Source organism: Streptomyces sp. NBC_00390, assembly GCF_036057275.1.
Taxonomy (GTDB): domain Bacteria; phylum Actinomycetota; class Actinomycetes; order Streptomycetales; family Streptomycetaceae; genus Streptomyces.
Genome location: NZ_CP107945.1, coordinates 2625874 through 2644377 on the forward strand (window position 1 = coordinate 2625874; position 18504 = coordinate 2644377).

The following is an 18504-nucleotide window of genomic DNA, read 5'->3' on the forward strand; positions in this document are numbered from 1 at the left end:
GGGCGTGTCCAACTCGGGGGCGTACGCCAAGGGGTGGCGGGCACCTGCGTGCCCGCCACCCCTGTGACGTCCTGCCTGGTCGCGAACGGCCGGTGACCGCTGCCGCCGTCAGCCCTTGCTGACGGCGAGGCCGATCATTCGCTCACACCGAGCCGCTCGAGAATCAGTTCCTTGACACGCGCCGCGTCGGCCTGCCCGCGGGTGGCCTTCATGACCGCGCCCACCAGCGCACCGACCGCGGCAACCTTGCCGCCGCGGATCTTGTCGGCGATGGCCGCGTTGCCCGCGATCGCCTCGTCGACGGCCGTGCCCAGCGCGCCCTCGTCCGAGACGACCTTCAGACCGCGCTTCTCGACGACCGTGTCCGGGTCGCCCTCGCCGGCGAGTACGCCCTCGATGACCTGGCGGGCCAGCTTGTCGTTGAGCGAACCCTCCGTGACCAGCGCGGTCACCCGGGCGACCTGCGCCGGGGTGATCGGGAGCTCGTCCAGGCCCTTGCCCGACTCGTTGGCGTTACGGGCGAGCTCGCCCATCCACCACTTGCGGGCCTGGTCGGCCGGGGCGCCGGCGTCGATCGTGGCGACGATCAGGTCCATCGCACCCGCGTTGAGGATCGACTGCATGTCGTGCTCGGAGACGCCCCACTCCTCGCGGAGCCGGTTGCGGCGCAGCCGCGGCAGCTCGGGCAGCGTGGCGCGCAGCTCCTCGACCCACTCGCGGGGCGGGGCGACCGGCACCAGGTCGGGCTCGGGGAAGTAACGGTAGTCCTCCGCCTCCTCCTTGACCCGGCCGGACGTCGTGGAGCCGTCCTCCTCGTGGAAGTGACGGGTCTCCTGGATGATCGTGCCGCCGGAGGAGAGCACCGCGGCGTGGCGCTGGATCTCGAATCGGGCGGCACGCTCCACCGAGCGCAGCGAGTTGACGTTCTTGGTCTCCGAGCGGGTACCGAACTTCTCGGTGCCGTGGGGGCGCAGCGACAGGTTCACGTCGCAGCGCATCTGGCCCATCTCCATACGGGCCTCGGAGACGCCGAGCGCCTTGATGAGCTCGCGCAGCTCGGCGACGTACGCCTTGGCGACCTCGGGGGCGCGCTCGCCGGCGCCGACGATCGGCTTGGTGACGATCTCGATCAGCGGGATGCCGGCGCGGTTGTAGTCCAGCAGCGAGTGCTGAGCGCCATGGATACGGCCGGTGGCACCGCCGACGTGCGTCGACTTGCCGGTGTCCTCCTCCATGTGGGCGCGCTCGATCTCCACGCGGAAGACCTCGCCGTCCTCGAGCTGGACGTCCAGATAGCCGTTGAAGGCGATCGGCTCGTCGTACTGCGAGGTCTGGAAGTTCTTCGGCATGTCCGGATAGAAATAGTTCTTCCGGGCGAAGCGGCACCACTCGGCGATCTCGCAGTGCAGCGCGAGGCCGATCTTGACGGCGGACTCGACGCCGATCGCGTTGACGACCGGGAGGGAGCCGGGCATGCCGAGGCAGGTCGGGCAGGTCTGCGAGTTGGGCGCGGCGCCCAACTCGGTCGAACACCCGCAGAACATCTTGGTCTTGGTGCCGAGCTCGACATGGACCTCGAGGCCCATGACGGGGTCGTAGGACGCGAGGGCGTCCTCGTACGACACCAGTTCAGTGACGGTCACGATGAAACTTTCCCTCTCAGCCCAGCAGGACGTCGTCGTCGCCGAGGCGCTTCAGCTCGCGGTAGAGGATCGCCAGGCCGGTGACGATGGCAGCGGCCGAGATCCCGGCGTCGATCAGCCGGAGCACGTCGTTGTCCTTGCGCGCCATCTTGGCCTGTTTGGCGACACCGATGGCACCGAAAGCAGTGGTGCCGAGCGACAGGTACAGACCGGACTTGGACTTCTTGAAGTTCTTGGCCTTCTTGGTCATTGCACTCACAGCGACGGAGCCTCCTCCAGCAGCGGGTGACCCCACCTTTCCACGAAGGCGGCCTCGACGGCGGCGCCGACCTTGTACAGCCGGTCGTCCTTCATGGCGGGGGCGATGATCTGCAGACCGACCGGCAGGCCGTCCTCCGGCGCAAGACCGCAGGGCAGCGACATCGCGGCGTTGCCTGCCAGGTTGGTCGGAATGGTGCACAGGTCGGCGAGGTACATGGCCATCGGGTCGTCGGCGCGCTCGCCGATCGGGAAGGCGGTGGTCGGCGTCGTCGGGGAGACGATCACGTCGACCTGCTCGAACGCCTTCTCGAAGTCGCGGGTGATGAGCGTGCGCACCTTCTGGGCCGAGCCGTAGTACGCGTCGTAGTAGCCGGAGCTGAGCGCGTACGTGCCGAGCATGATGCGCCGCTTGACCTCGTCGCCGAAACCGGCTTCGCGGGTCAGCGCGGTGACCTCCTCGGCGGACTTCGTGCCGTCGTCGCCGACCCGCAGGCCGTAGCGCATGGCGTCGAAGCGCGCGAGGTTCGAGGAGCACTCGGACGGCGCGATCAGGTAGTACGCCGACAGGGCGAGGTCGAAGGAGGGGCAGTCCAGCTCGACGATCTCGGCGCCCAGTTCACGCAGCAGCTCCACCGACTCGTCGAAGCGCTGCACGACTCCGGCCTGGTAGCCCTCGCCGCGGAACTGCTTGACGACGCCGACGCGCATGCCCTCGACCGAGCCGTTGCGCGCGGCCTCGACGACCGGCGGGACCGGGGCCTCGATGGAGGTCGAGTCCAGCGGATCGTGCCCGGCGATGACCTCGTGCAGCAGCGCCGCGTCCAGGACCGTACGGGCACAGGGGCCGCCCTGGTCGAGGGAGGAGGAGAAGGCCACCATGCCGTAGCGGGAGACCGCGCCGTAGGTGGGCTTGACGCCGACGGTGGCGGTGACGGCGGCGGGCTGACGGATGGAGCCGCCGGTGTCGGTGCCGATGGCGAGCGGGGCCTGGAAGGAGGCGAGGGCCGCCGAGGAGCCGCCGCCGGAGCCGCCGGGGATACGGGTCAGGTCCCACGGGTTGCCGGTCGGGCCGTAGGCGCTGTTCTCGGTCGAGGACCCCATGGCGAACTCGTCCATGTTGGTCTTGCCGAGGATGACCACGTCGGCAGCCTTGAGCCGCTTGGTCAGCGTCGCGTCGTACGGCGGGATCCAGCCCTCGAGGATCTTGGATCCGACCGTGGTCGGGATGCCCTCGGTGGTGAAGATGTCCTTGAGCGCCAGCGGCACACCGGCCAGCGGGCCGAGCTTCTCACCGGCCTCACGCTTGGCGTCGACGGCGCGTGCCTGGGCGAGCGCTCCCTCGCGGTCGACGTGCAGGAAGGCGTGCACCTTCTCGTCGACGGCCTCGATACGGGCCAGGTGGGCCTCGGTGACCTCGACGGCCGTGAGCTCGCCCGCGGCGATCTTCTCGGCGGTCTCGGCCGCGGTGAGCTTGATGATGTCCGTCATGGGATTCAGTCCTCCCCCAGGATCTGCGGCACCTTGAAACGCTGCTGCTCCTGGGCCGGGGCGCCGGACAGCGCCTGCTCGGGGGTGAGCGACGGACGAACCTCGTCCGCGCGCATGACGTTGGTCAGCGGCAGCGGGTGGGAGGTCGGGGGTACGTCTTGGTCGGCGACCTCGGAGACGCGGGCGACCGCGCCGATGATGTCGTCGAGCTGTCCGGCGAAGTGCTCGAGCTCGTCGCCGGAAAGCTCCAGACGCGCCAGCCGGGCGAGGTGGGCAACCTCCTCGCGCGTAATGCCAGGCATGCAGCGATCCTCAGGGTGAGTGTGTGGTGTTTGGCCCAATCCTATGGGGCAGCGGCGGGTGACCGTGAAACGGTTTGCTCCCTCACCCCGGCCTTCCCCCGGTCCGGGGGAAGGCCGGGTCCCCCTGGGCGGCCGCGCAAAGCCGGCGCCCACCCCTCTGCCACGCGCCGGCTGCACACCGCGTGGCACGGGCGCGGCGGTGCCACCGAACGGCGATTACCGGGAGCAACCGGGTCGATGTGGAGAGAGACTCCGCTCTGCGAGGCCCGCCGTGGCGGATTCGCCCGTGACCCGCGAGTCGGGTGCCCCCTGACGATGCCGGGTGTGCGCGCTCCGCTCCGGTGCGCGCACGCGTTCGTGCTGCCCTTCATCTCAGAAGAGCGCATGAGCGCCGGACCACCGGTGGGCCTCAGAAACGCCCCTGGGCCCGGCGAGGATGCCGGGCCCAGGGGCTGCTGCCGACAGGCAACGGCCCCGGCCTGCGGGTCAGGCACTCCCGCTTATCCGAACTGGCCGGGCTGGTAGTCGCCGGCGGGCTGCTGGACAATGACGTTCAGCCGGTTGAAGGCGTTGATGACGGCGATCAGCGACACCAGGGCGGCGAGCTGCTCCTCGTCGTAGTGTTTGGCGGCATTCGCCCAGGCCTCGTCCGTGACCCCACCGGCCGCATCCGCGATGCGGGTGCCCTGCTCCGCCAGTTCCAGCGCAGCGCGCTCGGCCTCGGTGAAGACCGTGGCCTCCCGCCACACCGCGACCAGGTTGAGCCGCACCGACGATTCACCGGCGGCGACGGCTTCCTTGGTGTGCATGTCGGTGCAGAAACCGCACCCGTTGATCTGACTCGCGCGGATCTTCACCAGTTCCTGCGTCGCGTCCGGCAGTGCCGAGTCCGCGACCACCTTGCCTGCCGAGACGATGTGCTTCAGGAACTTGCCTGCGGTCTCGTTGCCGAAGACGTTCAAACGGGCGCCCATGGTGAACTCCTCTGCCGTTGTCGGTGGCTACACCCATGACGGAACGGCTCGGCGCGATGTGACATGCACGAATGTGACGTGCGTCTCCCCTGCCCGGGCTGTGGGAGCGACCGTCCAGGACGAGGTCAGGGCCGTCGCCAGGTCGCCGCCCCCGCGCACCGCGGCGCAGGTGCCTCGTGGCTCGCCCTCCGTCGCGGGAGTCTTCCTCCGGTCCACCCGGTGGCCGAACGAACCGGCCTAGTTCACGACATGGCCCGAAGGGCGGTCCGCTTCGGCCGGCCCCGGCGCGGCGGCGGGCAGTTCCGCCGGACGGCACCAGCCCCGCTTGCCCCTGGCCCGCAGCCACGCCGTCGTCTCCTGCGGCGGCATCGCTGCGGCGACCAGCCATCCCTGCACCGCGTCGCACCGCAGGTCGCGCAGCCGCTCCCAGGTCTCGTCGTCCTCGACGCCCTCGGCGACCACCAGCAGTCCGAGCGAATGGGCGAGGTCGACCGTGCAGCGGACGATCTCCGCGTCCTCGTTGTCGACGGCGAGCCGGGCGACGAAGGACCGGTCGATCTTGAGCTCACTGACCGGAAGGCGGCGCAGATGGACCAGAGAGGAGTAGCCGGTGCCGAAGTCGTCCAGCGACATCTTCACCCCGTGGTCGGCGAGCCCGGCCAGCGTGTCGGCGGCGCGCTGCGGGTCCTCCAGCAGCACATGCTCCGTGATCTCCAGCTGGAGCGCCCCGGCCGGGACGCCGTGCCGGGCGAGGCGGGCGGCGACGGCTCCGGCGAATCCGGGGGTGTGGACGTCGCGCGGTGAGACATTGACGGCTACGGGGACGTTGAGCCCCTGGGCCCGCCACCTGGCGACCTGGGCGAGCGCGGTGTCGAGGACGTACTCCGTCAGATGCGGCATCAGGCCGGAGGATTCCGCGATGGCGATGAACTCGTCCGGGGGGACCCGGCCCCGCTCCGGATGCACCCAGCGGACCAGCGCCTCGAGTCCCGCGACCTGGCCGTCGAAGCGGACCTTGGGCTGGTAGTGCAGCTCGACGTCGCCGGCGTCGAGCGCCCGGCGCAGATCGCCCAGCAGGCCCAGCCGGTCGGGCGTGTTGCTGTCGCGCTTGGACTCGTACACCTCGACGCCGGTACGGTCACGCTTCGCCTGGTACATGGCGACGTCGGCGCGGCGCAGCAGGCCCTCTGCGTCGAGTGCGTGGTCGGGGAAGACGGCGACCCCGGCACTGGCCTCCAGGACGAGGGTGAGGCCGTCGAGGTCGAGGGGCGAGGAGAGCTCGGCGACGAGGTGGCGGGCGACGCGCTGGGCGCTCGTGGCGGAGTCGGCGGTGGGCAACAGCACGGCGAACTCGTCGCCGCCGAGCCGCGCCGCCTCGGCCCCGCGCGGCAGGGCGAGCCGCAGCCGCTCGGCGATCTGGAGCAGGAGCCGGTCGCCGGCGAGGTGGCCGAGGGTGTCGTTGACGGACCGGAAGCGGTCGAGGTCGATCAGTACGAGGGCGGACCGTGCTCCGCTGCTCTCGGCGTCCTCCAGCGCGGCCCAGGTGCGCTCCAGCAGCCACTGGCGGTTGGGCAGGCCGGTGAGCGGGTCGCGCAGCTGCTCCTCGGCCCTGGCCCTGGCTATCCAGAGGGTGGAGTCCAGGGCGATCAGCGGCACGGCGAACAGCGGCAGCAGCAGTGGCATCGCGACGGCGACCACGCAGATCAGCGGAGCGATGCCGAGCAGGGCGACGGCGACAAGTCCCTGCCGGACCAGGGCCGTACGGGCGACGGTGGGCAGCCCGCCGCCCGACGGGGTCAGCACGTACCAGAGCAGCAGCCGGGTGACGGCGAGATACGCGGTGGCCGCGAGGATCACCTCGGGGGCGGCCGAGATCCCCCAGTGGAGCGGGTCCCAGGGCACCTCGACGGTGGGAACGACCCCGAACACGGCGAGGGCGAGCGCCGCGGCGCCGATGCCCAGGATGTCGACGGCGCCGTGCAGCAGCCCCTGGCGCCGGCGGGTGGGGCAGGCGGCGCCGACCAGGGTGACGACGGCCAGGCTGACGAGCCCGGCGGGCAGCCAGCCGAACAGCAGGAGGGCGGCGAGGGTGAGGGCGGCACCGGAGCCGGTGCCGCCCCACCAGCGGTCGCGGCCCAGTGCGACGAGATGGCCGACGATGATCCCGGTGAGCAGGGCGAGCGACCAGCCGACCGTGCCGGAGGGGAAGAGCGCATGGCTCTCCCGGACCGCCTGGACGATGCCGGTCAGCAGGACGAGCACGGCGCAGGCGACAACGGCCAGGGGCAGCCCGGGGGTTCGGCCCAGCAGGGCCACAAGTGCACGCGGCCGTGTGACCGGGTCGGCGCTCTCGGTCGGTTTCATTCCCGTCCCTCTCACAGCCGGCGGTGCCGATGCCTCGCGTTGGCTCCCTGTGTCGTGCCACCACGACTGAAATCCCACCACGCAGCCGTGCACGACAGGCGCACATCTCAACAGTAGGGCGCAGGAGGCTCGGACGGGCAGCGCTCTACAGCTCTTGCCCGAATGCGACCTGGCCACCCTTCACCATCTGCTATGCGCTGAACGGGTGACCTGTACCGGCTGTTCCACCGGCGTGGAACGCGTCCGGATCCGGCCCCTGTTGGCGTACTCGAGCGCCTCGTGCGCCCCCGATGAGCGCCCCTCCCTGCCCCCCTTTGTCACACCTCCGTGGCCGCAGCAGCCTCACGGGCCGCATCAGGGCCCTGTTCGAGGAGTACGGCGAAGCCCGACTCGTCCAGCACCGGCACCTTCAGCTGCACTGCCTTGTCGTACTTGGAACCGGGGTTGTCACCGACGACCACGAACGCAGTTTTCTTTGACACGGAACCGGCCACTTTCGCGCCAAGGCTCTGGAGCGCCTCTTTTGCGCCATCCCTGGTGTGGTTCCGCAGTGTTCCGGTGACGACGACGGTCAGTCCCTCGAGGGGACGCGGCCCGGTGTCCTCGTCAGCGCCCTCGTCCGCCATCCGGACGCCCGCCGCCCGCCACTTGCGCAGGATCTCCTGGTGCCAGTCCTCGGCGAACCACTGCTTGAGCGATGCCGCGATGATCTCGCCGACGCCGTCGGTGGCCGCCAACTCGGCCTCGGTGGCCTGCTCGATCCGGTCGATGGAACGGAACTCGCGGGCAAGTGCCTCCGCGGCGACCGGGCCTACGTGCCGGATGGAGAGCCCGGTGAGGATCCGGGCGAGCGGGCGGGTCTTGGCGGCCGCGATGTTGTCCAGCATCGCGGCGGCGTTCTTCTTCGGCTCACCCTGCTGGTTGGCGAAGACCGTCGCGATCTTCTCCTCTCCGGTCTTCGGGTCGCGCTTGGGAAGTCCGCTGTCCTGGTCGAGCACATACGCCTTGATGGGCAGCAGTTGCCCGACGGTGAGGTCGAACAGGTCCCCCTCGTCGGTCAGCACCGGCTGCGACGGCTCGAGCGGCTTGGTCAGCGCGGCGGCCGCGACATAGCCGAAGTGCTCGATGTCCAACGACTTGCGGCCCGCGAGGTAGAACAGGCGCTCGCGCAACTGGGCAGGGCAGGACCGGGCGTTCGGGCAGCGCAGATCGACGTCGCCCTCCTTCATGGGGCGCAGCGCCGTGCCGCACTCGGGGCACTCGGCCGGCATCACGAACTCCCGCTCGGAGCCGTCCCGCAGGTCCACCACCGGGCCGAGGATCTCAGGGATGACATCACCCGCCTTGCGGATCACGACCGTGTCGCCGATGAGCACGCCCTTGGCCTTGACCACGTCCTGGTTGTGCAAGGTGGCGAACTCGACCTCGGAGCCCGCCACCGTGACCGGCTCGACCTGGGCGTACGGCGTCACCCGGCCCGTACGGCCCACGCCCACCCGGATGTTGACCAGCTTGGTGTTGACCTCTTCCGGCGGATACTTCCAGGCGATGGCCCAGCGCGGGGCGCGTGCGGTGGAGCCGAGCCGGCCCTGAAGGGGGATCTCGTCCAGCTTGACGACCACACCGTCGATCTCGTGCTCCACCGAGTGCCGGTTCTCGCCGAAGTAGGCGATGAACTCCCGTACGGCGTCGAGTGATTCCACCACCTTGTTGTGGCGGGCGGTGGGCAGGCCCCATTCACGCAGCAGGTCGTACGCCTGCGACAGGCGGTCGATGTCGAAGCCCTCGCGCGCGCCGATGCCGTGCACGACCATGTGCAGCGGCAGCTTCGCCGTGACTCTGGGGTCCTTCTGGCGCAGCGAACCGGACGCGGAATTGCGCGGGTTGGCGTACGGCTGCTCCCCGGCCGCCACCCGCCGCGCGTTGAGCTCCTGGAACTGCTCCATCGGGAAGTAGACCTCGCCGCGGATCTCGACGAGGTCCGGGATGCGGTCGCCCTGGAGGCGGTCGGGGATCTCGGCGATGGTGCGCACGTTCGGAGTGATGTCCTCGCCGACCCGGCCGTCGCCGCGGGTGGCCGCGCGGACCAGTCTGCCCTTCTCGTACGTGAGGCTGACCGCGAGGCCGTCGACCTTCAGCTCGCACAGGAAGTGGTAGCCGGAGCCGCCGACGTCCCGGGCGACGCGCTCGGCCCAGGCGGCGAGCTCGGCGTCGTCGAAGGCGTTGTCGAGGGAGAGCATGCGCTCGCGGTGCTCGACCTTGGTCAGCTCTGTCTCGTAGTCCCCCGCGACCTTCTGGGTGGGCGAGTCGGGGGTACGCAGCGCCGGGTACTCCTCCTCGATCGCCTCGAGGCCGCGCAGCAGCTTGTCGAAGTCCGCGTCGCTGATGACGGGGCTGTCCTTCACGTAATACCGGAAGCGGTGCTCCTCGACCTGCTCGGCGAGCCGGGCGTGCTGCTCCCGTGCCTCCGCGGGCAGTGCCGTCTCCTGTTCGCCAGCCACCGTTTCGTCCTCCCGTATGCCGTGCGCCCCGTCACTCAGGGTTGTCTGCGAGCGATCTCGCGGCCCGGACACAGTGGGCGAGCGCCGCACGCGCGTAGGCGGGCGACGCGCCGGCGAGCCCGCACGACGGGGTGATGACGACGGACTCGGCGAGAGTCCCCGGATTCAGCCCCAGCCTGCGCCACAGCGTCCTGACACCCATGACGCTACCTGCCGGGTCCGACAATGCCGCGTCGGTGGACGGCACCACGCCCGCGAGCAGCTTGGTGCCTGCCTCCACCGCCTCACCGATCGACTCTTCCTCACGCTCGGTGAGCAGCCCGAAATCGAACGAGACACCAGCGACACCTGCCCTGCGCAGCAGCCCGAACGGCACGTCCGGCGCACAGGAGTGCACGATCACGGGGTCGTCGCTCACGTCGATGACGTCGCGCAGGGCGCTCTCGACCACCTGCCGGTCCACCGCCCGGTAAGTGCGGTAACCGCTGGCGGTCCTGACCTGCCCGCGCAGGACCGCGGTGAGCGAGGGCTCGTCGAGCTGAAGCACGACCCGGGCTCCCGGCACCCGGCGGCGCACCTCGCCGAGGTGGCCGCGCAGCCCCTCGGTGAGGGATCCCACGAGATCGCGGCAGGCACCCGGGTCACCGAGCGCCGCCTCGCCGCCCCTCAGCTCCAGCGCGGCGGCAAGCGTCCACGGCCCGACGGCCTGCACCTTCAGCGGGCCCTCGTAGCCCTGGGTGAACTCCTCCAGCGCATCGAGGTCCTCGCCGAGCCAGGACCATGCCCTGCGCGTGTCACGCCCCGGCCGGTCGCTGATCCGCCAGCCGCTGGGCTCGACATGGGCGTACATCTCGACGAGCAGTCCGATGGTCCGCCCGATCATGTCGGCTCCGGGCCCTCGGGCCGGCAGTTCGGGCAGGTACGGGAAGTCGTCGAAGGACCCGGCGACGGTCTTGGCGCTTTCCCGGGCGTCCCCACCGGGCATGGACCCGACGCCGGTGGCGGGGCCCCAGCTGAAGTCGTTCTTCTCGCTCACCCGGGAAGCGTACGTGCCACGCCGGGCGCTCCGGGTGCTGCTGCCGGGACGGGGCCCGGCAGCAGCGTGCCGTCAGCGGACGTCGACGAAGTCGCCGGTCGCCGTGGCGGTGCCCGTGGTGGTGGTGCCGCCGAAGACGAAGCGCCGGTAGCCGTCGGCAGAGGCCGTGACGGTGGTCTTCAGCGCACCGGTTGAGCTGGTCTTCACCTTCTTGACGGTGGTGCAGGCCGAGCTGTCCGCCTTGCGGAACCGGAGCTCGACCGACTGGCTGCCGTAGCCGGTGTACTTGTGCTTCACCCGGTCCGCACGGGTGAGGCCGCCGGTCACGGTGAGCGCCCTGCCCTTCGTCACCGGCCCCGGGGAGGCGTTGACGGTGACCTTCGCCGCGCGCTGCACGCGGACGCCGCCGGGGGCCGTGTTGTACTCCTCGGCCTTGAGTCCGCCGTCGGCCTTCCACAGACGCTTGACGACGCCGATCTTCCAGGTGGTGGCGTCATTGCCGGAGTCGAGGCGGTAGGGCGGGTCGATGTACAGGTTGCCCTCGCAGCGTGCCGTCCGGGCGCTCTGCTCGTAGCAGGTGTAACCCCCGACGTAGATGCCGCCGTTGTCGGCTCCCTTGGCGGGGGTGGTGTCGTGGTAGAGGAATGGGTGCGCGTCGTAGCGGAACGGGTCGGCGGTGCTGTAGCCGGCGGGCAGCGAGATACGGAAGGAGAGGGCCGGCTCCTTCACCTGGGTGGTCCCCACCACGACGGGCCTGCCGCCGTTGATCACGATGTCCGACACGGTGATGCCGGTGGCCGCGGCCTGCGCCGGAGGGGCGGTGAGCACCGTCAGGGCCAGGGCTCCCACGAGAGCGGCCACGGTGCCGGGTCTGCCTGATGTCATGCGTACCTCTTGCCTTCGTACAGGACGGGAGAACCCGCCCGCGGGACAGGGCACCGCAGGGCGGGGCGGCAGGCTGTCAGCGGCGCGACCAGGCAGTTCCCGGCAGGGTGATCATGCCGATGCGCTGCCCCGGACCGGTCCTGGCCCGGTCCCTCAGCGTCCCGGCCGGACCGTCAGATCGTTGATCTCGGCGTCGCGAGGCAGATCCAGTGCGGTCAGGATCGTCGTGGCCACCGACTCCGGGTCGATCCAGCGGGACTCGTCGTACTCCTTGCCCTCCTGGGAGTGCACCTTGGCCTGCATCGGGCTCGCGGTGCGCCCCGGATAGACGGACGTCACGCGCACCCCGTTGCCGTGTTCCTCGTGGCGCAACGAGTCGGCGAGCGCCTTCAGACCGTGCTTGGAGGCCGCGTACGCAGCCCATTCTGCATGGGCGTTGAGCCCGGCGCCGGAGTTGACGAAGACCACATGCCCCTGGGCGACCCGCAGTTGGGGCAGGAAGAGCCGGGTCAGCTCGGCCGGTGCGACGAGGTTGACGTCGAGCTGGCTGTGCCAGGTCCTGGGGGTGAGTTCGCCGACGCTCCCGAGGTCGACGATGCCGGCGATGTGCAGCAGCGAGTCGATGCGGTCGGGCAGCGTCTGGTGACCGAGCGCCCAGGAGATGCGGTCAGGGGCCGCGAGGTCGGCGACGAGCGTACGGGCGCCGGTGTACCGGTCGGCGAGCTCCTTGGCGCGGCCGGCGTCGCGGGCCACGAGGACGAGGTCGTCGCCGCGCTCGCGCAGACGGCGCGCGACGGCGGCGCCGATGCCGGATCCGGCGCCGGTGATCAGATGGGTAGCCATGTCCGCCATGCTCGCACCACTGCGCTACTGCACGCCCGCCGACTCCTCCAGGTATGCCAGCGCCCCGGCGGCGTCCTCGGCGAAGAACACCAGCTCGGTCAGGGGCACCGGCAGGAAGCCCTCGGCCTCCATCCGCAGGAACTGCTGCTTCAACCCGTCGTAGAAGCCCGCCGTGTTCAGCAGGACGACCGGCTTGGTGGTCCTGCCGTGCTTCTTCAGCTCCAGGATCTCGGTGGCCTCGTCCAGCGTCCCGGCACCGCCCACCATGATCACCACCGCGTCCGACTTGGCGAGCAGCAGCGCCTTTCGCTCGGCCAGGTCCTTGGCGATCACCATCTCGTCGGCGCTCGCCCGGGCGTTCGCGGCCAGGAACCCCACGGACACGCCCACCAGCCGCCCGCCCGCCTCCTGCACACCGTCCGCGACGACCTTCATCAGCCCGCACTCGGAGCCGCCCCACACGAGCGTGTGGCCGCCCTTGCCGATGAGCTTCGCGAACTCGCGAGCGGGGACGGTGTAACGGTCGTCGAGGTCGGCGGCGGAAAGGAAGACGCAGATGTTCATGGATCCCACGGTACGGGCCGCCGGCGGAGTCTCTCCGTGTCTCTCCTCCACGGCCGCCACCGCACCCTGCCGGGCCAGACGCACGAGGTGGCGCCGCATGTGCCGGCGCCAGCGTCGGTGGACTTCCTCGACGAGTGACCCGGGGGGTCCAGCGGCGGCACGCGACGAAATCCCTTGTCGCCGTGGTGAATTCGCAGCTCGCGACAGTGTCGGCCACGGGCGTCCGCCTCGAACAGGCCCGCGGCCCCACGCCCTTGCCGCAGCTGCTTCAGGCCCTGGCCAGCGCACATCGGCCACACGTCGTCCCGTTGCGTGACTCTCGCGGCCGGCCGGAGAGCAAATCCGTTGATGCCACCGGAATCGGCGTGCCATGATCCGCGCATGACCTACGGAATCGAGTCCCACCCCGCCCGGTGAGCGCCCCGGAAGAGCGCACCGCGCTCCCCCAGCCGGCCTCCCTGTACGCCTACGCCCTGCGCCTTCAGCACGCGGAGCCCGACGGCCGCCTGCCGATGGGCGGCTACTCACTACCGGACGCACCAGAGCGCCGAGCCCGGCCCAGCCGCGACTGGCGGGAGTCCGAGGAAGCCGCGCGTAAGGCCCTCGAACCCCTGCTGACCGAGGCAGACACGCCCCGTGCCGCCGAAGAGGTGGATCGCCGCCTGTGCGAGGCAGGGGTGAACACCCGTCACATCTTCTCGGTAGTCGACAAGATGACAGTGCCCGACGAGGAGCAGGCCAGGACCCTCGGGCGGCGCCTCGCCCGCTCCGGCACCACGGCGTACGCCGTGGGCACCGGCATCGCCCTCCTCACACGCCTCGGCGAGCCGGAGGACGTGCCCTGCCTCAGGACCCTCGGCCTGCTGCGCGGTTTCACCCGGCATGCGATCCGGGCACTCGATGCGATCGACGTCCCGACCGCAGCCCTGCTGTGGCTCGGCTGCTACACGCGAGAGAGTGAGCTGCGACCGTTGATCGACGCCCTCACCGCCCGCGACGACGAGGCGGCACGGGCCGGGCTGCTCCGGGTACCCATGGATCCGCGCACCGTGGACTCCGCAATCGCCCGACGGATCGCCGAGAGCGTTCTCCTCTCCGGCCTTCTCCGCGACGAGCCGGCCGACGAGGCGATCCTGGCTCAGGGGGCACGGCTGCTGGCCCGGATGACGAGCCCGCGGCACTACGAGGCGGAGATCCGCAGCTACCGGGATGCCGTCACCGTGTACGCCGCCGTGATCGCCCGGGCCTCCCGCCTCACCCCGTCCCTCGACCACTACGCCACGCTGCTCGCTCTCGCGCTCGACCTGCACAGCGGGCCCAGCGTGCTGCTGGACTGGAGACCCGGACAACGGGAGGCACTGCTCGACGCCCTGGACTCGCTGCTCACCACGCCCGACTGGGCCGCCGTGCTGGACGCCCGCGAACCGGCCGATCCCGCTGAGCGCCATCGGCTCCGGTGGGCGCGCCGCACCGCCCGTCAGCCGTTCACCGCCGGGCCCGACGCGTTCCCCCTGCGGATCGAGGTCGTCGTGCGCGACCCGGCGGACCCCGACATCGTGGAGACCCGGTTCCTCGTCGACAAACGCCCGCTGGTCCCCGAGGCGTTCGGCCGGGGGCCGGGCCACTCCCCCGAATATCTGCTTCACAGCGGTTCGCTGCGGGCCACGGCGGACGGCCAGGAGGTGCAACTGGCTGAGGCGTACTGCACCGAGGGATGCTGCGGCGCGCTGTTCGTCACCGTCGGCCGCGACGGCGACGAGGTGGTGTGGGGCGGCTGGCGCGGCACCTCCAAGGGCGTGGTGCTCCCCGAGTACCGCTTCGACGCCGCCGCGTACGACGCCGAGATCACGCGGGCCGAGACCGACCACTCCTGGGCGTGGCCTGCCCGGACGACGGCCCGGCTGATCACGAACGGCCTCCGCGAGTCGCCGGATGTCGTCAGCCGGTGGCGGCTGAGCCGGGGCCGGGCGGGCACGGATTCCTCGGACCCGGACACGGTTGTGATGTGGTTCTTCTTCCAGCCGGAAGAGGACGGCCCGTGGCTGCAGTTCAGTTGGCAGCTCCCGGACGACGGCACGCCCCCCGAGGCACGGGCTGCGGCGGTGCTGCGGCGACTGGCCGAGGAGGACCCGAAGGGATACGCGAAGATCAGCGGCGGCTCGCGGGAGTACGCGGAGCAGCTGGGGTTCCCCTGGCCGGAAGGCTGACGCCGACGTGGCCGGCGGCGACGAGTCCGCGGGGCACGCGCAGGGGCCCGCACACGGCTGCAGTCGTCTGCCGTGCCCCGTGCGGCGAACCGGGCCACCGGCTACCGGTGCGGGCGGCCCACGGAAGGGACGAGCGACGGGACGGCGCCCGGATGTCTGCTGACCTCGATCAAGGTGACCGTCGCCATGTGGCTCACGCCACCGACGCCGCCCTGCGCCGCGTCGTCGCGATCGTCGCCGAACCGACCACGCGGGTGCCGTCGTACAGCACGATCGCCTGGCCGGGTGCGACCGCGCGGACCGGCTCGGTGAAAGTGACACGCAGCTCGCCCTCGACCAGCTCCGCAGTCGTCTCCGTCTCGCCGCCGTGGGCGCGCAGCTGGGCGGTGTACGTGCCCGGGCCGGTCGGCGCCGCGCCGCACCAGCGCGGCTTGATCGCGGTCAGCGAGACGACGTCCAGCGCCTCGGCGGGGCCGACTGTCACGGTGTTGTTCACCGGGGAGATGTCGAGGACGTAGCGCGGCTTGCCGTCGGGGGCCGGGTGGCCGATGCGCAGACCCTTGCGCTGGCCGATCGTGAAGCCGAAGGCCCCGTCGTGGCTGCCGAGCCTGGTGCCCGACTCGTCGACGATGTCGCCCTCGGCCGTGCCCAGCCGCGAGGCGAGGAAGCCCTGGGTGTCACCGTCGGCGATGAAGCAGATGTCGTGGCTGTCGGGCTTCTTCGCGACGGCCAGACCGCGGCGCTCCGCCTCCGCCCTGATCTCGTCCTTCGTGGTGAGCGTGTCCCCGAGCGGGAACATGGCGTGCGCCAGCTGCTTCTCGTCCAGCACTCCGAGGACGTACGACTGATCCTTGGCCATGTCGCTGGCGCGGTGCAGCTCGCGGCTGCCGTCCTCGTTCAGGACGACGGTCGCGTAGTGGCCCGTGCACACCGCGTCGAAGCCCAGCGCCAGCGCCTTGTCGAGCAGCGCGGCGAACTTGATCTTCTCGTTGCAGCGCAGGCACGGGTTGGGCGTACGGCCCGCCTCGTACTCGGCGATGAAGTCCTCGACCACGTCCTCGCGGAACCTCTCGGCGAGATCCCACACATAGAACGGGATGCCGATCACGTCCGCGGCACGGCGGGCGTCGCGCGAGTCCTCGATGGTGCAGCAGCCCCGCGCGCCGGTGCGGAAGGACTGCGGGTTGGCGGAGAGCGCCAGGTGGACACCGGTGACATCGTGTCCGGCCTCGGCGGCGCGGGCGGCGGCGACGGCGGAATCCACGCCGCCCGACATGGCGGCGAGCACGCGGAGGGGTCGCTGGGAAGTCTGAGTCATAGCGCTACCAGAGTACGGGGCGCCGGGAACCGATGGCTTGCGAGTATGCGTTGTGGGACGCATGGGGAGTGACAGCAAGCGCGGCAGCCGCAGGAGCGAGGGCGGCCGCAAGGGCGGGGGGCGCGGCGTGAGCCGGCGCGCCGTGCTGATCGGCAGCGGTGCGGTCCTGGTGGGCACGGGCGTCGTGGCGCAGGACGCGCTCAGGCGGGCCTGGTGGCGGCTCCCGGGGGTGGCGAAGCCGCGCAAGGAGGGCGAGATCGACCACCTCGGCGCGGAGTGGACGGCCGCCTCCCGGGCGAACTGGCGGCTCGCCGACCGCCCCGACGACTACGGCATCGACCGCGTGATCATCCATGTGGTCCAGGGCAGTTACCGCTCGGCACTCAAGGTGTTCAAGGACCCCGGCCACGGGGCGGCGACGCACTACGTGGTGCGCAAGGACGGGCATGTGGCCCAGCTGATCCGGGAGCTGGACGTGGCCTTCCACGCGGGGAACCGTTCGTTCAACGAGCGCAGCATCGGCATCGAGCACGAGGGGTTCGTGGACAAGCCCCGGGGTTTCACGGACGCGATGTACCGCTCGTCGGCGCGGCTGACGGCAGGCGTCTGCGCACGGTACGGCATACCGGTGGACCGCGAGCACATCATCGGGCACGTGGAGGTGCCGGGTACGGATCACACGGACCCGGGCCCGCACTGGAACTGGGACCGGTATCTGAAGCTGGTACGCGAGGCGTCCCCCGCGGCACGCGAGGCAGTGCGGGCCGCGGAGTCCCGCTGACGCGGGCGGCGGGGGGACAACTCCGGCGCACGAGGCGCCGGATGGGCTCCGGAACCGGCGGGTGCACCCGCGCCGTCGCGGCGCCGGGACCTGCCTGCCGGCGCGCCCCGGCGGGCCGTCGGGGCAGGCCCTAGCTGAGTCCCGCCGTGCGCGCCCTCTCGACCGCGGGGCCGATCACCTGTGCCACCGCGTCCACATCCGCCTTGGTGGAGGTGTGGCCGAGGCTGAACCGCAGCGTGCCGCGGGCCAGGTCCGGGTCGGTGCCGGTGGCCAGCAGCACGTGGCTCGGCTGGGCGATGCCGGCCGTGCAGGCGGAGCCGGTCGAGCATTCGATGCCCTGGGCGTCGAGCAGCAGCAGCAGAGAGTCGCCCTCGCAGCCGGGGAAGGTGAAGTGGGCGTTGGCGGGCAGCCGGTCCACCGGGTCGCCGCCGAGGATCGCGTCCGGCACGGCCTCGCGCACGACCTGGACCAGCTCGTCGCGGAGGCCGCCGATGTCGCGGGCGAAGTCGCCGCGGCGCTCGGCAGCGATGCTGCCTGCCGCCGCGAAGGCGGCGATCGCGGGCGCGTCGAGGGTGCCCGAGCGTACGTGCCGCTCCTGGCCGCCGCCGTGCAGTACCGGAACGGGGCTGTACTCCCGGCCGAGCAGCAGTGCGCCGATGCCGTACGGGCCGCCGATCTTGTGACCGGAGACGGTCATGGCGGCGAGGCCGGAGGCGGCGAAGTCGACCTCGAGCTGACCGAAGGCCTGGACGGCGTCGGCGTGCAACGGGACGTCGAACTCAGCTGCCACAGCGGAGAGTTCGGCCACCGGCATGACGGTGCCGATTTCGTTGTTGGCCCACATCACGGTGGCGAACGCCACATCGTCGGGGTTTCGCTCGATGGCCTCGCGCAGCGCCTCGGGGTGCACTCTGCCGTACGCGTCGACCGGCAGATGTTCGACGGTCGCGCCCTCGTGTTCACCGAGCCAGTCCACCGCGTCGAGCACGGCGTGGTGCTCCACCGGACTGACCAGTACACGGGTCCGGGCGGGCTCTGCGTCCCGGCGGGCCCAGTACAGGCCCTTCACGGCGAGGTTGTCGGCCTCGGTGCCGCCGGAGGTGAAGACGACCTCGCTGGGCCGTGCGCCGAGTGCGTCGGCGAGCGTCTCGCGGGCCTCCTCGACGGTGCGACGGGCCCGGCGCCCGGCGGCGTGCAGGGCCGAGGCGTTGCCGGTGACGGCGAGCTGGGCGGTCATCGCCTCGACGGCCTCCGGAAGCATCGGAGTGGTCGCGGCGTGGTCGAGGTAAGCCATGGTGGCCACGATTCTACGAGCCCTGCCGGGCCGCGGCTGCGGC

15 protein-coding genes are annotated in these 18504 nt (G+C 71.2%); 2 read left to right on the forward strand and 13 right to left on the reverse strand.

The annotated features are described in order from the left end of the window. Positions 1 to 134: 134 nt before the first annotated feature. The 11 genes from gatB to OHS70_RS10875 form a co-directional block, all read right to left on the reverse strand. Positions 135 to 1643 (reverse strand): Asp-tRNA(Asn)/Glu-tRNA(Gln) amidotransferase subunit GatB, encoded by a 1509-nt coding sequence (gene gatB, locus OHS70_RS10825; RefSeq protein WP_328396133.1) that lies wholly within the window; start codon positions 1641 to 1643, stop codon positions 135 to 137. Between the two features lie 16 nt (positions 1644 to 1659). After that, complete coding sequence (locus OHS70_RS10830; RefSeq protein ID WP_328405544.1) at positions 1660 to 1893, reverse strand: hypothetical protein; 234 nt, start codon at positions 1891 to 1893, stop codon at positions 1660 to 1662. A 5-nt stretch (positions 1894 to 1898) separates the two neighbouring features. After that, positions 1899 to 3392, reverse strand: coding sequence for an Asp-tRNA(Asn)/Glu-tRNA(Gln) amidotransferase subunit GatA (gene gatA / locus OHS70_RS10835; protein WP_328396135.1), 1494 nt, complete (start codon positions 3390 to 3392; stop codon positions 1899 to 1901). 5 nt (positions 3393 to 3397) lie between these two features. Further along, positions 3398 to 3694: an Asp-tRNA(Asn)/Glu-tRNA(Gln) amidotransferase subunit GatC gene (gene gatC, locus OHS70_RS10840; RefSeq protein ID WP_328396137.1), complete on the reverse strand. Its 297-nt coding sequence runs from the start codon at positions 3692 to 3694 to the stop codon at positions 3398 to 3400. A gap of 500 nt (positions 3695 to 4194) precedes the next feature. Beyond that, positions 4195 to 4668 carry a carboxymuconolactone decarboxylase family protein gene (locus tag OHS70_RS10845; RefSeq protein WP_328396139.1) on the reverse strand — a complete coding sequence of 158 codons (474 nt, stop codon included), beginning with the start codon at positions 4666 to 4668 and terminating at the stop codon, positions 4195 to 4197. Between the two features lie 237 nt (positions 4669 to 4905). Further along, positions 4906 to 7032 carry a putative bifunctional diguanylate cyclase/phosphodiesterase gene (locus tag OHS70_RS10850; RefSeq protein WP_328396141.1) on the reverse strand — a complete coding sequence of 709 codons (2127 nt, stop codon included), beginning with the start codon at positions 7030 to 7032 and terminating at the stop codon, positions 4906 to 4908. 317 nt (positions 7033 to 7349) lie between these two features. Then, positions 7350 to 9533, reverse strand: coding sequence for an NAD-dependent DNA ligase LigA (gene ligA, locus OHS70_RS10855; RefSeq protein ID WP_328396143.1), 2184 nt, complete (start codon positions 9531 to 9533; stop codon positions 7350 to 7352). 31 nt (positions 9534 to 9564) lie between these two features. Continuing rightward, positions 9565 to 10569 carry a methionine synthase gene (locus OHS70_RS10860; protein ID WP_328396145.1) on the reverse strand — a complete coding sequence of 335 codons (1005 nt, stop codon included), beginning with the start codon at positions 10567 to 10569 and terminating at the stop codon, positions 9565 to 9567. 72 nt (positions 10570 to 10641) lie between these two features. Continuing rightward, positions 10642 to 11454 carry a hypothetical protein gene (locus OHS70_RS10865; RefSeq protein ID WP_328396147.1) on the reverse strand — a complete coding sequence of 271 codons (813 nt, stop codon included), beginning with the start codon at positions 11452 to 11454 and terminating at the stop codon, positions 10642 to 10644. A gap of 153 nt (positions 11455 to 11607) precedes the next feature. After that, positions 11608 to 12297, reverse strand: a complete 690-nt coding sequence (locus OHS70_RS10870; protein WP_328396149.1) for an SDR family oxidoreductase — start codon at positions 12295 to 12297, stop codon at positions 11608 to 11610. A gap of 24 nt (positions 12298 to 12321) precedes the next feature. Further along, positions 12322 to 12861: a TIGR00730 family Rossman fold protein gene (locus OHS70_RS10875; RefSeq protein WP_328396151.1), complete on the reverse strand. Its 540-nt coding sequence runs from the start codon at positions 12859 to 12861 to the stop codon at positions 12322 to 12324. 413 nt (positions 12862 to 13274) lie between these two features. Between OHS70_RS10875 and OHS70_RS10880 the strand changes: the two genes are divergently transcribed. After that, a complete protein-coding gene (locus OHS70_RS10880; RefSeq protein WP_328396153.1) occupies positions 13275 to 15068 on the forward strand; it encodes a hypothetical protein in 1794 nt (597 codons plus the stop codon). Between the two features lie 193 nt (positions 15069 to 15261). Here the strand turns inward: OHS70_RS10880 and mnmA are convergent, their stop codons facing one another. After that, entirely contained in the window at positions 15262 to 16386 is a 1125-nt protein-coding gene (gene mnmA / locus OHS70_RS10885; RefSeq protein WP_328396155.1) for a tRNA 2-thiouridine(34) synthase MnmA, read from the reverse strand. Positions 16387 to 16447: 61 nt separating this feature from the next. On the opposite strand from mnmA, the gene OHS70_RS10890 reads away from it, so the two are divergent. Further along, positions 16448 to 17167, forward strand: coding sequence for an N-acetylmuramoyl-L-alanine amidase (locus tag OHS70_RS10890; protein WP_328396157.1), 720 nt, complete (start codon positions 16448 to 16450; stop codon positions 17165 to 17167). 130 nt (positions 17168 to 17297) lie between these two features. Here OHS70_RS10890 and OHS70_RS10895 read toward each other — a convergent pair whose 3' ends face one another. Next, entirely contained in the window at positions 17298 to 18461 is a 1164-nt protein-coding gene (locus tag OHS70_RS10895; protein ID WP_328396159.1) for a cysteine desulfurase family protein, read from the reverse strand. Positions 18462 to 18504: the final 43 nt, after the last annotated feature.

Bases quoted from the DNA above. Each gene is read 5' to 3' on its own strand.
- OHS70_RS10865 (WP_328396147.1), bottom strand. From the start codon at position 11,454: ATGACATCAGGCAGACCCGGCACCGTGGCCGCTCTCGTGGGAGCCCTG.
- OHS70_RS10870 (WP_328396149.1), bottom strand. From the start codon at position 12,297: ATGGCTACCCATCTGATCACCGGCGCCGGATCCGGCATCGGCGCCGCC.
- gatA (WP_328396135.1), bottom strand. From the start codon at position 3,392: ATGACGGACATCATCAAGCTCACCGCGGCCGAGACCGCCGAGAAGATC.
- mnmA (WP_328396155.1), bottom strand. From the start codon at position 16,386: ATGACTCAGACTTCCCAGCGACCCCTCCGCGTGCTCGCCGCCATGTCG.
- OHS70_RS10895 (WP_328396159.1), bottom strand. From the start codon at position 18,461: ATGGCTTACCTCGACCACGCCGCGACCACTCCGATGCTTCCGGAGGCC.
- OHS70_RS10875 (WP_328396151.1), bottom strand. From the start codon at position 12,861: ATGAACATCTGCGTCTTCCTTTCCGCCGCCGACCTCGACGACCGTTAC.
- OHS70_RS10830 (WP_328405544.1), bottom strand. From the start codon at position 1,893: ATGACCAAGAAGGCCAAGAACTTCAAGAAGTCCAAGTCCGGTCTGTAC.
- OHS70_RS10850 (WP_328396141.1), bottom strand. From the start codon at position 7,032: ATGAAACCGACCGAGAGCGCCGACCCGGTCACACGGCCGCGTGCACTT.
- gatC (WP_328396137.1), bottom strand. From the start codon at position 3,694: ATGCCTGGCATTACGCGCGAGGAGGTTGCCCACCTCGCCCGGCTGGCG.
- OHS70_RS10845 (WP_328396139.1), bottom strand. From the start codon at position 4,668: ATGGGCGCCCGTTTGAACGTCTTCGGCAACGAGACCGCAGGCAAGTTC.
- OHS70_RS10890 (WP_328396157.1), top strand. From the start codon at position 16,448: ATGGGGAGTGACAGCAAGCGCGGCAGCCGCAGGAGCGAGGGCGGCCGC.